The organism is Vibrio sp. JZG120 (assembly GCF_053890955.1).
Genome location: NZ_JBSRRK010000004.1, coordinates 625,215 through 638,432 on the forward strand (window position 1 = coordinate 625,215; position 13,218 = coordinate 638,432).

Below are 13,218 nucleotides of genomic sequence, written 5' to 3' on the forward strand. Positions count from 1 at the left end.
GTGTACTGTTCCCCTCTTTAAACTTGGGGATAGCTGGCTCAACGGCGAAGCAGTACGTATTTTTTTCTACTAAAAAGGTAGGTATGTCATGGCAGAGCAATTTGCTAAAGCTTGGGAAGGTTTTGCTGCAGGCGACTGGCAAAACGAAGTAAACGTTCGTGATTTCATTCAGAAGAACTACACTCCGTACGAAGGCGACGAATCTTTCCTAGTTTCTGAAGGTACTGAAGCGACTAACAAGCTTTGGGCTAAGGTAATGGAAGGCATCAAACAAGAGAACGCGACTCACGCTCCTGTTGATTTTGATACTTCAGTTATCTCTACCATCACTGCTCACGATGCAGGCTACATCGAAAAAGACCTAGAAACTATCGTAGGTCTTCAAACTGACGCTCCTCTAAAACGTGCGATCATCCCTAACGGTGGTATCCGTATGGTTGAAGGTTCATGCAAAGCCTACAACCGCGAGCTTGACCCACAAGTTAAGAAAATCTACACAGAATACCGTAAAACTCACAACCAAGGCGTTTTCGACATCTACACTCCACAAATCATGGCGTGTCGTAAGTCTGGCGTATTGACTGGTCTTCCTGATGCATACGGTCGTGGTCGTATCATCGGTGACTACCGTCGTGTTGCTCTATACGGTATTGATTTCCTAATGAAGGATAAATTCGCACAGTTCTCTTCTCTACAAGAGCGTTTCGAGAACGGCGAAGACCTACAAATGACAATGCAGCTTCGTGAAGAGATCGCAGAGCAACACCGTGCTCTAGGTCAAATCAAAGAAATGGCTGCAAAATACGGTTGTGACATTTCTCGTCCTGCTGAAACTGCACAAGAAGCTATCCAGTGGACTTACTTCGGTTACCTAGCTGCTGTTAAATCTCAAAACGGCGCGGCAATGTCTCTAGGCCGTACTTCTACGTTCCTAGACATCTTCATCGAGCGCGATATCGCTGCTGGCCGCATCACAGAAGAACAAGCTCAGGAAATGATCGACCACTTCGTAATGAAACTACGTATGGTTCGTTTCCTACGTACTCCTGAGTACGATGATCTATTCTCTGGCGACCCTATCTGGGCAACGGAGTCTATGGGTGGTATGGGTCTTGACGGTCGTACGCTAGTTACTCGTACAAACTTCCGTTTCCTAAACTCACTATACACAATGGGTCCTTCTCCAGAGCCAAACATCACTGTTCTTTGGTCTGAGCAACTACCTGAAGGCTTCAAGAAGTTCTGTGCGAAAGTGTCTATCGATACTTCTTCAATCCAGTACGAAAACGACGACCTAATGCGTCCAGACATGAACTCTGACGACTACGCAATCGCATGTTGTGTATCTCCAATGGTTGTTGGTAAGCAAATGCAGTTCTTTGGTGCTCGTGCTAACCTTGCGAAAACTATGCTTTACACCATCAACGGTGGTGTGGATGAGAAGCTAAAAATCCAAGTTGGTCCACAAATGCCGAAGATCGAAGGCGATGTACTGAACTACGATGAGTTGTGGGAGAAAATGGACCACTTCATGGATTGGCTAGCGAAGCAGTACGTGACTGCACTAAACGCTATCCACTTCATGCACGACAAGTACAGCTACGAAGCGGCACTAATGGCTCTACATGACCGTGACGTTAAACGTACTATGGCTTGTGGTATTGCTGGTCTATCTGTTGCGGCTGACTCTCTGTCTGCAATCAAATACGCAAAAGTTAAGCCAATCCGTGACGAAGACGGTCTAGCAATCGACTTCGAAATCGAAGGTGATTACCCTAAATTTGGTAACAACGACCCACGCGTTGATGATATCGCATGTGAACTTGTTTCTGTATTTATGGGCAAAATCCGTAAGCTTAAGACTTACCGTGATGCAATCCCTACTCAGTCAATTCTTACTATCACTTCAAACGTGGTTTACGGTAAGAAAACTGGTAACACACCTGACGGTCGTCGCGCTGGTGCTCCATTTGCTCCAGGTGCTAACCCAATGCACGGTCGCGATGAGAAAGGTGCCGTAGCATCACTAACTTCAGTTGCAAAACTGCCGTTTGCTGACGCACAAGATGGTATCTCTTACACATTCTCTATCGTACCTAATGCACTAGGTAAAGATGAAGGTTCACAACGCGCTAACCTTGCTGGTCTGATGGATGGTTACTTCCACCACGAAGCGGGTATCGAAGGTGGTCAACACCTAAACGTGAACGTTCTTAACCGCGAAACTCTAGAAGACGCTGTTAAGCACCCAGAGAAATACCCTCAGCTAACAATCCGTGTATCTGGTTACGCTGTTCGCTTTAACTCTCTAACTGCAGAGCAACAAGCTGACGTAATCGCACGTACATTCACAGAGTCTCTATAAGACTTTAGCGAAATAACGTTTTAGTGATACAACAAAGGCTGATGCTTAGAAGCATCAGCCTTTTTTTATTTCTTGAATGAAAGTTGTGATATTACGAAAGATTTTGCCCACATTCTTACGTATGATGCGAAAAAAGTTAGTAAATAAAGTATATGAAACTCAGTAAATTAATTGTTCTTACTCTTCTTTCTCCAGTTGCGATGGCATCCACTAAGTCTACGGTCTCTTTTACACTCGACAATGATGGTATTTTCGGCGTCGACCAAGACTACACAAATGGTATTTTTCTTTCCTACGCAACAGGCCAACTGAAACAAGAAAGCCAATGGAAATGGCTGAGTCTGGCAGACTCAGTACACGCCAATATCGATAAAATAGAGTTGGTTCTTGGCCACAAAATGTGGACTCCAAGCGACATTGAAGCGGATTACCCACTGGTCAATGATCGCCCATATGCGGGTTATCTACATACTGAGATCAACTATCTTTCTCTGACTAATGACAAAGCCGTCCGCTACAACTTCACCATCGGTGCAACAGGTGAAAGTTCGCTTTCAGAAAAAGCGCAAGAAATCGTTCACGGTATAACAGGCTCGACTGACCCACAAGGTTGGGATTACCAGATCGACGATAAAGTGGCGTTTAGCCTTGGCTACCGCGTATTTAATAAATTGATGCGCAGCGAAGAACAAAAAACGCAATGGGAAATCACCAACATTAACGACATCAATGCGGGTAACTTCCGTAGTGATGTCTCTCAAGGCGTCATGTTTCGTTGGGGTACAAACCTAGCAAGCAGCATCGGAGCCGCCAATATTAGTGTTGAGAGCCCGTTCTCAGCGAGTATGCTCGCACAGGATACTTCAAGCTGGTTCTTATTTACGGGGTTTGAAGGTCGTTACCGTTTCAATGACATGACCATCGAAGGCGATCGCCCTGGTATTCCTGAGCCATCCGCGCCATACGACGTCACACTGCAAAATTGGCAAGCAAGCGCCGTAGCGGGTGCAACTTGGTATAACCAAAATTACGGTGCAAGCCTAACCTTTACGATAAAAACGCCAGATTATAAAGAATCCCAAACTGATGTTTATGGGACAGGCTCCTTCTCTGTGTTCGCCTTTTTCTAAAAGCTGACTTATCCCTGTATCCGCACCAATCTAAATACAAGGCAAGTTCTCTCGTTTGGTATTAACCAACCCTGTGATCAAGCATTTATTTAGATTGGTCTATCTATTTTCTTTCTTCACATAACCTTGCCTTTAGTACCGACAAAGCTGTTTTAACCCTGCTTTTTGTAATAAAATAACAGCTAGAATTTACTAGTAATGAGAGCAAAAGATGTCAACAACTGGTCGTATTCACTCATTTGAGTCATGTGGTACCGTAGACGGACCTGGTATTCGTTTTATCGTCTTCTTGCAAGGGTGTTTGATGCGCTGTAAGTATTGCCACAATCGCGATACATGGGATACGCATGATGGCAAAGAAGTTACGGTTGAAGAGATCATTTCCGAAGCGAAAAGTTACCGCCACTTCATGAATGCATCAGGTGGTGGCGTTACTTGTTCTGGCGGCGAAGCGATGCTTCAGCCTGAATTTGTACGGGACTTTTTCCGCGCAGCTAAAGCAGAAGGTATTCATACGTGTCTAGATACGAACGGCTATGTTCGTAAACACACTGATGTTATTGATGAAGTACTGGATGCAACAGACTTAGTAATGCTTGATATCAAGCACATGAAAGATGAAGTGCACCAAGATCTCATCGGCGTATCGAACCGACGTACATTGGACTTTGCTCGTTACTTGCAAAAAATCGGAAAGAAAACTTGGATTCGCTATGTAGTCGTGCCAGGTTACACGGATGATCCTGAAGCAGCACACATGCTTGGTGAGTTTATTAAAGATATGGATAACATCGAAAAGATCGAGTTACTTCCTTATCACAAATTGGGTGCCCATAAATGGGAAGCATTGGGCTTAGAATACCCACTCGAAGGGGTAAACCCTCCACCGAAAGAAACCATGGACGAGATTCAATCCATTCTTGCGCAGTACAACGATAACGTAAAATACTAAGTGAACAGCAAGACTAACCTCTTTAAAATACCAGCATATTGCTGGTATTTTTTTAACTATACCTAAGTACCTTCAATGAATCTCTATGAGGTGATTTAGGTATAAAAAGAACAATAGAAATGATTGCGTCATGATCGCATAGGAAGGTAGTAACATGGATTGGTTTAACTTGGGCTCGCTGGTTGTCATACTTTGGATAGTACTCGCCTACTGTCTACCAGATTGGAAAAAAGTAGTTTGGCCCAAGCTTGAAAAGGAAAAAGCATTTCAGCACCTCGTTTTTGCAACACTCTTTTTTTTCAGCATCCTATGGGCAACTCAAGCAGGCGTAAAAGAAGGACTACAGATTCATTTTCTCGCGCTAACAACGCTGACGATGATGTATGGTTGGCGTATGGCCTTTCTAATCAGTATCCCCGCAATGCTGGTCAACCACCTGCTACATGATGTGTCGTTGTTGCAGTTACCCACGTCTTTAGTATTGTCTGCCCTGCTTCCTATCTTCATTAGTTACCTCGTCTTTCTTTTGAGTTATCACTACTTGCCAAGAAACATTTTTGTGTTCATCTTCGTTGCAGGTTTTTTCAACGGCGCGATAACAGGAAGCCTGCATCTGCTGATTAACTCCTTTTACCATTTATCGGTTGGTCATTACGATTGGGAAACCATTCAACATAACTACTTTATTTTTGTACCGTTGCTTGCCTTCCCTGAGGGCCTATTAAATGGTATGTCACTGGCGGTTTTAACCGTATTCAAGCCAGAGTGGCTAAGAGTATTTTCAGACCGAGACTACATATACAATCATTACCATAAATAAGTGTTTTTAAACTGGTCAAAAGTGACAGTTCTTGCCATTTTTTAGTATTAAATATGTGTTGAGATCATGTTTCACTCATGTCTTAAGCGTTAACCTAAGCACATTAAAAATGTATTAGATATCTAGTGAGGTCATCATGGAAATGTCAAACGCTCAACGTTTGATTCTATCAAACCAATACAACCTTATGTCTCAACTTGATCCAAGTAATGCGGCCAAATACAAACGCTTACAAACGATCGTTGAACGTGGCTATGAGCTACAAATGCGTGAGTTGAATAAAGATTTCGGCTGTCTCTCAGAAGCGGAGTGTCGTGAGATCATCGACGTTATGGAGATGTATCACGCGATGCAAGAATCTTACAACATGCTCGATACCGAAGATCGTAACAAAGTGGATCAGCGCCGCTTGCAGTTCCTTGGGTTTGATATTGCTTCAGAGGCCCAACAAGTCCATTACGTACGCTTCCTTATTGATTCTGAAGGTCTGTACCCTCAATTTGATAAAGCAGACCATCACTTTAACAGCCAAATGCCAATGCTGGATAAATACCGTCGTATGCTACAAACTTGGCGCAACTGCCCTCGTCAGTACCATTTATGCGAAAACGAGCTTGCACAAATCTTCAGCGCATAAAATATTCGTCTACGAAAAGGAAAGCACTCGCTTTCCTTTTTTATTTGCCCTGTCACAACCTTACCGCTGCTTTTTCACCTTCTTACGCTTCCCTTGTGCGATGTAGAGCAATGAATCACTGAGACTCGTCTGTCTTTGCCAAATATTTGATTTCTATTGCACCTATTCACGACATAAATTCATCTTCAGTGAAAGAGTGATTCAAATGTCACTTTTGCAATAAATTCATAATTGTTAAGCAAAATTGCAAATCCCCGACTAGGCTTAAGTAGAGAAAGGCTGTGATTGAAAGATTCATACCCACCGCTCACCGTTGTAATGAAAAAACTGTCCATAAAGCAAAGTCTTTGGTGTCGCCAATCTTACATTCTGTACGAACCAAATGTGATAACAGGACGTATATTCAAACAACAAGGAAGCATAACAATAGGTGGGAAAGCCTGAATCAACGTTCGTCGGTAGACTGACTATTAAAGGGGAAAGCGACATGAGTATTTTCGACCACTATCAATCAAGATATGAAGCTGCAAAAGATGAAGAGATGTCGTTACAGGAGTTTCTAGCCCTGTGTAAGGATGACAAAAGCGCTTATGCTAATGCAGCAGAACGCCTACTGATGGCGATCGGTGAACCAGAGATAATCGATACGGCAAAAGACCCGAGATTGAGCCGCATCTTCTCGAATCGTGTTATCTCTCGTTATGAAACCTTTAAAGATTTTTATGGTATGGAAGATGCCATAGAGCAAATTGTGTCTTACCTAAAACACGCGGCGCAAGGTTTAGAGGAACGTAAGCAGATCCTTTATCTACTCGGTCCTGTCGGCGGTGGTAAGTCCTCACTTGCTGAAAAACTTAAGGCTCTGATGGAACAGATGCCTATCTATGTTCTTACTGCTAATGGCGAACGTAGCCCAGTGAATGACCATCCATTCTGTCTATTCAAAGCCACGGAAGACGGCGATATCTTGAAAAAAGAATACGGCATCGAGCAACGTTATCTTCGCTCGATTATGTCGCCATGGGCCGCTAAGCGCCTTCATGAATTTGGCGGCGATATCACTAAATTTAAGGTAGTGAAAGTTCGCCCTTCAATTCTCGATCAGATCGGTATTGCTAAAACAGAACCTGGGGATGAAAACAACCAAGATATTTCATCACTGGTTGGTAAAGTCGATATCCGCAAACTCGAACATTATTCGCAAGACGACCCAGATGCCTACAGCTATTCCGGTGCGCTGTGTAAAGCAAACCAAGGTTTAATGGAATTCGTTGAGATGTTCAAAGCGCCGATCAAAGTACTGCACCCACTATTGACGGCAACGCAAGAAGGTAACTTCAACGGTACTGAAGGTCTATCTGCGATTCCATTCGACGGTATGATTCTGGCTCACTCGAACGAATCTGAGTGGCAGACCTTCCGTAACAACAAAAATAACGAAGCCTTCCTCGACCGTGTGTACATTGTAAAAGTACCTTACTGTCTCCGCGTATCCGAAGAAGTGAAAATTTACCAAAAACTGCTTGAAAACAGTGAGCTGTCTCAGGCTCCTTGTTCTCCAAGCACGCTCGAAACTTTAGCGCAATTCAGTATTCTTTCACGCCTGAAAGAGCCTGAAAACTCATCCATTTTCTCAAAAATGCGCGTCTACGATGGTGAAACACTCAAAGACACCGATCCAAAGGCAAAAAGCTATCAAGAGTATCGTGATTATGCGGGTGTCGATGAAGGCATGAATGGTCTCTCTACACGTTTCGCCTTTAAGATTTTGTCGCGCGTATTTAACTTCGACCAAACCGAGGTGGCAGCCAACCCTGTACACCTGTTCTATGTGATTGAACAACAGGTTGAACGTGAACAGTTCCCTGCTGAAACGGCAGAGAAATATCTCGAGTTCTTGAAAGGCTACCTAGTGCCTCGCTACGTTGAATTTATTGGTAAAGAGATTCAGACCGCTTATCTCGAGTCTTACTCTGAATACGGTCAGAACATCTTCGACCGCTATGTCACCTACGCAGACTTCTGGATTCAAGACCAAGAGTACCGAGATCCAGAAACTGGTCAGCTATTTGATCGATCTTCACTCAACGCTGAGCTAGAGAAGATCGAGAAAACCGCTGGTATTTCTAACCCGAAAGATTTCCGAAACGAAATCGTTAACTTTGTGCTTCGTGCGAAAGCGAATAACAATGGTCAAAACCCGGTTTGGACCAGCTACGAAAAACTGCGCACAGTAATCGAGAAGAAAATGTTCTCCAATACCGAAGAGCTACTTCCGGTTATCTCATTTAATGCGAAAACCTCTTCTGAAGATCAGAAGAAGCATGACGACTTTGTCGCTCGCATGATGGAAAAAGGCTATACCGAGAAACAGGTTCGCCTACTTTCTGAGTGGTACCTACGAGTACGTAAGTCATCCTAACCCAGTATTGAGTTAGGTCGCTTGTGAAACATGAAGAGGGCTATTTCATGGCGCAATTTATAGACCGAAGGCTCAATGGCAAGAACAAGAGCGCTGTTAATCGACAGCGCTTCTTGAAGCGCCACAAAGAGCAAATAAAAGAGTCGGTAGCAGACGCAGTGAATCGACGCTCGATTACGAATACGGAAACGGGCGAAGACGTCTCTATCCCTCACAAAGACATCAATGAGCCGATCTTTCATCAAGGCAAAGGTGGTGTTCGCGAACGAGTTCATCCCGGCAATGACCAATTCATTACTGGTGATAAAATTGAGCGTCCCAAAGGTGGCGGTCAAGGTAGTGGCTCGGGAGAAGGCAATGCCAGTCCAGATGGAGAAGGCCAAGACGAATTTGTATTCCAAATATCAAAAGATGAGTACCTCGATATTTTGTTCGAAGATCTCGAGCTGCCTAATCTAGAAAAAAACCAAATTGCCAAAATTACTGAATGGAAAACGCACCGCGCAGGCTTTCAAACTGCTGGTATCCCTTCAAACATTGCGGTAGTACGTTCGCTGCAACAATCTCTTGCACGACGTACGGCAATGACCGCGGGTAAGAAACGTCTTCTCAAAGAGCTAGAAGATGAACTTGCTCGCATCAAAAACATTGAACCCGCTCAGCAGTTTGAAGAGAACCGCTTGAAGGCTGAAATTGAAGAGCTGCGTAAGAAAATTGAGGGGGTTCCATTTATTGACACCTTCGACTTACGCTTTAAAAACTATGAAAAACGCCCTGTACCTTCTAGTCAAGCTGTGATGTTTTGTTTGATGGACGTATCGGGCTCGATGGATCAAGCAACAAAAGACATCGCAAAACGTTTTTACGTTCTGTTATACCTGTTCTTAACTCGTACTTACGAGAATGTAGACGTTGTCTTCATTCGCCACCACACCCAAGCGAAAGAAGTGGACGAACACGAGTTCTTCTACTCGCAAGAGACCGGGGGCACTATTGTATCCAGCGCATTGAAACTGATGGACGAAATCGTAAAAGAGCGCTATCCAATTGGACAATGGAACATTTATGCTGCGCAAGCATCCGATGGCGATAACTGGGCAGATGACTCGCCAAGATGCCGCGATCTATTAGTGAACAAACTACTGCCAAACTGTCAGTACTACTCCTACATAGAGATCACACGACGCTCGCACCAAACTCTATGGCATGAGTACGAAAAACTCACCGATGAATTTCCGAACTTCGCAATGAAAAACATTCGCTCTGTGGAGGATATTTTCCCAGTCTTCCGTGAACTATTCCAAAAAGAAACGGCGTAAGGAGGCTAGCGATGAGTACCGCAACGAAAAACCTCTCAGGAGAGGCGCCTAAGAAGCGTAATAGTAAAATGCTGCCAGATGGACCGGATTGGACATTTGAGCTGTTGGAACGCTACCACAAAGAGATTAAGCGTGTCGCACAACACTATCGCCTAGACACTTACCCTAACCAGATAGAAGTGATTACTTCCGAACAAATGATGGATGCCTACTCAAGTATTGGTATGCCCATCAATTACAACCACTGGTCGTTTGGTAAAAAGTTCATCCAAACGGAACAGAACTATAAGCATGGTCAAATGGGGTTAGCCTACGAGATTGTCATTAACTCCAATCCGTGTATCGCCTATTTGATGGAAGAAAACACCGTGACAATGCAAGCGCTGGTGATTGCTCACGCTTGTTACGGGCACAACTCTTTCTTCAAAGGTAATTATCTGTTCCAAACCTGGACGGACGCTAGCTCCATCATCGATTATTTGCTGTTTGCCAAAAAGTATTTAGCTGAATGTGAGGAGCGATATGGGGTACAGGAAGTGGAAAAACTGCTCGACTCCTGCCACGCCTTAATGAACTTTGGTGTAGATCGTTACAAGCGACCAGAGAAAATCTCCATTACCGAAGAGAAAGCGCGACAAGAAGAACGCGAGGCATACTTACAGTCTCAAGTGAATGAATTGTGGCGCACAGTACCAAGAGCCAAAACCAAAGAGGAAGATCTTAAAGAGCGATTCCCAAGCGAGCCTCAGGAAAACTTGCTCTACTTTTTCGAAAAGCATGCCCCGCTACTAGAGCCGTGGCAACGTGAAGTCGTGCGGATTGTACGCAAAATCAGTCAGTATTTTTATCCGCAAAAACAAACGCAGGTCATGAACGAAGGCTGGGCAACATTCTGGCATTACACCATTCTCAACCATCTTTACGATGAGGGTTTGGTATCCGAAAAGTTCATACTAGAGTTCTTACATAGCCATACCAGTGTGGTAGCTCAACCGCCTTATAATAGCCCTTACTTTAATGGTATTAATCCATACGCCTTGGGCTTTGCAATGTTCCGAGATATTAAACGTATCTGTGAAGAACCAACTGATGAGGACAAGGAGTGGTTTCCGGATTTGGCAGGAACAGATTGGTTAGATGCGGTACATTTCGCGATGCATAATTTCAAAGATGAAAGCTTCATTAGCCAATACCTTTCTCCGAAATTAATGCGTGATTTCAAGCTGTTTGCGATCAACGATGATGACCACAAAAACTTTATTGAAGTCGCCGCGATACACGATGAGATGGGTTATAAACGCATTAGAGAAACCTTAGCCGCTCAGTACAACTTATCTAATCTTGAGCCAAACATTCAGGTATTTAATGTCGATGTTCGTGGTGATCGCTCACTCACGTTGCAATACGTACCTCATAACCGAATCCCACTTGATGACAGTTATGAAGAAGTTCTGAAACACGTGTACCGATTGTGGGGATTTGATGTCATTCTGCAAGAAGTAAAAGACACAGGTCACCGAGAAGTCTTAGCGACCTGCCCTAAACGGAATCAATATGACACAAACATCTAACTAATACTTGGGCATAAGCAATAAAAAGGCTCCTAATTCAGGAGCCTTTCTCGTTCTTAATTCAATGTGACCTTTAGTTATGCTTGCTTCGCCACAATAGCGCGCACCGCCTCTAGATCTTCTGGCGTATCAACGCCGGCTGCTGGCGCCTCTTTCGCTACCGCTACATGAATTTTTTCACCGTACCAAAGCACTCTTAGTTGCTCAAGGCACTCGATCTGCTCCAATGCGCTAGGAGCCCAATTTACATACGTATTAATGAAACCAGCTCGATAAGCATAAATACCAATATGACGCATTAATGGGTTGGCAATGATTTTGTCTTGTTTGGCAAAGTTATCGCGATCCCAAGGGATAGTTGCTCGGCTAAAGTACATCGCATAGCCTTGCTCATTAGCCACAACTTTAACTGCATTCGGATTAAACACTTCTTCTTCCGAGTCTATTTCTACGGCTAATGTCGCCATCGGAGCGTCACACCCCGATAAGTTATCAGCAACCTGACGAATGATAGACGGTGGAATCAAAGGCTCGTCCCCTTGCACGTTAACAATAATGTGGTCTGCAGGAATAGCCATCTTTTCAACAACTTCAGCAAGGCGTTCAGTACCTGATTCGTGGTTAGGAGAGGTCATACAGACTTTACCACCAAACGACGAGACAGCATCAGCAACACGCTCGTCATCAGTTGCCACGATAACATCTTCCGCACCCGCTTGTAGCGCTTGCTCGTAAACCCACTGAACCATAGGCTTACCGCCAATATCCGCTAACGGTTTACCAGGCAAGCGGCTCGATGCGTAACGCGAAGGAATGACAACCGTAAAAGACATTAGCGTCCCTCATCCATACTCATAGTACGAGCCTCAGGCTCGAGCAGAACGGGAATACCCTCTTTGATCGGGTAAGCGAGGCGATCCAATTTGCAGATCAACTCTTGATTCTCTTTATCGTACGTCAGCTTACCTTTGCAAACAGGGCAAGCTACAATCTCAAGCAGACGGTGATCCATAAGCCGCTTTAACCTCTTTTATTCTATTTAAAATTTGCTCTGCATCGTTTGGTTCAAACTGGGCAGATACAGGCAGATACCACCAATTATCTTGCGCATAATGGCTGCACTTGACAGCATCTTTCTCGGTCATAATCACATTGGCCCCTTGTTGAGCCAATGCTTCTAATTCTTGTTGGTCAAAGTCTTGATGGTCAGCAAAACCTTTTGTGACTTTAACATCTGCGTTCATCGAGTTTAGTGTATGAAAAAATCGTGGTGGATGCCCAATCCCTGCAAATGCCACTAGCTCTTTTAACTCAGAAACTTCCGCAAGTTGCTTAGTCTTGAGGTTAATGGCTTTAGATGGCGCTAAAGTCATTGCGATTTCGCCCGTATGTGCTTGACCGCCATTGGTGATGATAAAGTCGACTTCAGCAAGACGCTCGACCCCTTCACGCAGTGGGCCAAGCGGAATGAGGCTTTCATTCCCAAATCGACGATTCCCATCCACAATCACTAACTCAATATCACGGCCTAACGCATAATGTTGTAACCCATCGTCCGTAATAATGATATCCACTCCTGACTCTAGCAGTGCTTTCACTGCATTTGAACGCACCGGGTCTACCGCAACAGGCGCTCCTGTGCGTCGATGAATCAACTTAGGTTCATCACCACAATGTTTCGCAGGCGTATCTTCTTTTAGAACTAACGGATAGGCCGGAGCTTTTGCTCCATAGCCACGAGAAACGACCCCTGGCTTAAGCCCAAGCTGTTGCAGTTGCTCAACAAGCCAAACCACAACTGGTGTTTTGCCATTACCACCAGCCGTGATATTGCCGACAACAATAACAGGGATAGGCGCGTTGTAGGCTTGCTTACGGCCTGTTTGATATTGCTTTCGCTTAGACTTACTTATTGCTCCAAATAATACACTCAGTGGCCACAAAAGCGGCCACAAGAGGTATTTTATTGGATGGTTTTCAAACCAGATTTTTTCAACCACCG

At 44.3% G+C, this 13,218-nt stretch carries 11 protein-coding genes; 8 read left to right on the forward strand and 3 right to left on the reverse strand.

The genetic code is table 11. The annotated features are described in order from the left end of the window. Positions 1–88: 88 nt before the first annotated feature. The 8 genes from pflB to ACWPOD_RS11275 all read left to right on the forward strand — a co-directional run bounded on the left by pflB (position 89) and on the right by ACWPOD_RS11275 (position 11,216). Positions 89–2,365, forward strand: coding sequence for a formate C-acetyltransferase (gene pflB, locus ACWPOD_RS11240; protein ID WP_005390666.1), 2,277 nt, complete (start codon positions 89–91; stop codon positions 2,363–2,365). A gap of 152 nt (positions 2,366–2,517) precedes the next feature. Next, a complete protein-coding gene (locus ACWPOD_RS11245) occupies positions 2,518–3,495 on the forward strand; it encodes a lipid A deacylase LpxR family protein (protein ID WP_456231894.1) in 978 nt (325 codons plus the stop codon). Between the two features lie 211 nt (positions 3,496–3,706). After that, positions 3,707–4,447: a pyruvate formate lyase 1-activating protein gene (gene pflA / locus ACWPOD_RS11250; RefSeq protein WP_226422017.1), complete on the forward strand. Its 741-nt coding sequence runs from the start codon at positions 3,707–3,709 to the stop codon at positions 4,445–4,447. A 154-nt stretch (positions 4,448–4,601) separates the two neighbouring features. After that, positions 4,602–5,267 (forward strand): energy-coupling factor ABC transporter permease, encoded by a 666-nt coding sequence (locus ACWPOD_RS11255; protein WP_006742143.1) that lies wholly within the window; start codon positions 4,602–4,604, stop codon positions 5,265–5,267. Between the two features lie 136 nt (positions 5,268–5,403). Then, the gene (locus tag ACWPOD_RS11260; RefSeq protein WP_005390659.1) at positions 5,404–5,904 is read left to right on the forward strand and encodes a YfbU family protein; all 501 of its coding nucleotides are present in this window, start codon (positions 5,404–5,406) and stop codon (positions 5,902–5,904) included. A gap of 487 nt (positions 5,905–6,391) precedes the next feature. Continuing rightward, positions 6,392–8,326, forward strand: coding sequence for a PrkA family serine protein kinase (locus ACWPOD_RS11265; protein ID WP_005390658.1), 1,935 nt, complete (start codon positions 6,392–6,394; stop codon positions 8,324–8,326). A gap of 47 nt (positions 8,327–8,373) precedes the next feature. Beyond that, positions 8,374–9,645 (forward strand): YeaH/YhbH family protein, encoded by a 1,272-nt coding sequence (locus tag ACWPOD_RS11270; RefSeq protein WP_005390656.1) that lies wholly within the window; start codon positions 8,374–8,376, stop codon positions 9,643–9,645. Between the two features lie 11 nt (positions 9,646–9,656). Beyond that, positions 9,657–11,216 carry a SpoVR family protein gene (locus tag ACWPOD_RS11275; protein ID WP_006742146.1) on the forward strand — a complete coding sequence of 520 codons (1,560 nt, stop codon included), beginning with the start codon at positions 9,657–9,659 and terminating at the stop codon, positions 11,214–11,216. A gap of 77 nt (positions 11,217–11,293) precedes the next feature. Here the strand turns inward: ACWPOD_RS11275 and kdsB are convergent, their stop codons facing one another. Genes kdsB through lpxK form a run of 3 tightly spaced genes read right to left on the reverse strand, consistent with a single transcriptional unit; the run spans position 11,294 to position 13,216 of the window. Continuing rightward, positions 11,294–12,049, reverse strand: coding sequence for a 3-deoxy-manno-octulosonate cytidylyltransferase (kdsB, locus tag ACWPOD_RS11280; protein WP_005390653.1), 756 nt, complete (start codon positions 12,047–12,049; stop codon positions 11,294–11,296). After that, positions 12,049–12,228: a Trm112 family protein gene (locus tag ACWPOD_RS11285; protein WP_005390649.1), complete on the reverse strand. Its 180-nt coding sequence runs from the start codon at positions 12,226–12,228 to the stop codon at positions 12,049–12,051. The genes kdsB and ACWPOD_RS11285 overlap by 1 nt, the downstream gene beginning before the upstream one ends. Next, positions 12,209–13,216 carry a tetraacyldisaccharide 4'-kinase gene (gene lpxK / locus ACWPOD_RS11290; protein WP_395220325.1) on the reverse strand — a complete coding sequence of 336 codons (1,008 nt, stop codon included), beginning with the start codon at positions 13,214–13,216 and terminating at the stop codon, positions 12,209–12,211. The genes ACWPOD_RS11285 and lpxK overlap by 20 nt, the downstream gene beginning before the upstream one ends. Positions 13,217–13,218 lie beyond the last annotated feature (2 nt).

Coding starts and splice junctions, on each gene's coding strand:
- pflB (WP_005390666.1), top strand. CDS start 89: ATGGCAGAGCAATTTGCTAAAGCTTGGGAAGGTTTTGCTGCAGGCGAC.
- ACWPOD_RS11245 (WP_456231894.1), top strand. CDS start 2,518: ATGAAACTCAGTAAATTAATTGTTCTTACTCTTCTTTCTCCAGTTGCG.
- pflA (WP_226422017.1), top strand. CDS start 3,707: ATGTCAACAACTGGTCGTATTCACTCATTTGAGTCATGTGGTACCGTA.
- ACWPOD_RS11255 (WP_006742143.1), top strand. CDS start 4,602: ATGGATTGGTTTAACTTGGGCTCGCTGGTTGTCATACTTTGGATAGTA.
- ACWPOD_RS11260 (WP_005390659.1), top strand. CDS start 5,404: ATGGAAATGTCAAACGCTCAACGTTTGATTCTATCAAACCAATACAAC.
- ACWPOD_RS11265 (WP_005390658.1), top strand. CDS start 6,392: ATGAGTATTTTCGACCACTATCAATCAAGATATGAAGCTGCAAAAGAT.
- ACWPOD_RS11270 (WP_005390656.1), top strand. CDS start 8,374: ATGGCGCAATTTATAGACCGAAGGCTCAATGGCAAGAACAAGAGCGCT.
- ACWPOD_RS11275 (WP_006742146.1), top strand. CDS start 9,657: ATGAGTACCGCAACGAAAAACCTCTCAGGAGAGGCGCCTAAGAAGCGT.
- kdsB (WP_005390653.1), bottom strand. CDS start 12,049: ATGTCTTTTACGGTTGTCATTCCTTCGCGTTACGCATCGAGCCGCTTG.
- ACWPOD_RS11285 (WP_005390649.1), bottom strand. CDS start 12,228: ATGGATCACCGTCTGCTTGAGATTGTAGCTTGCCCTGTTTGCAAAGGT.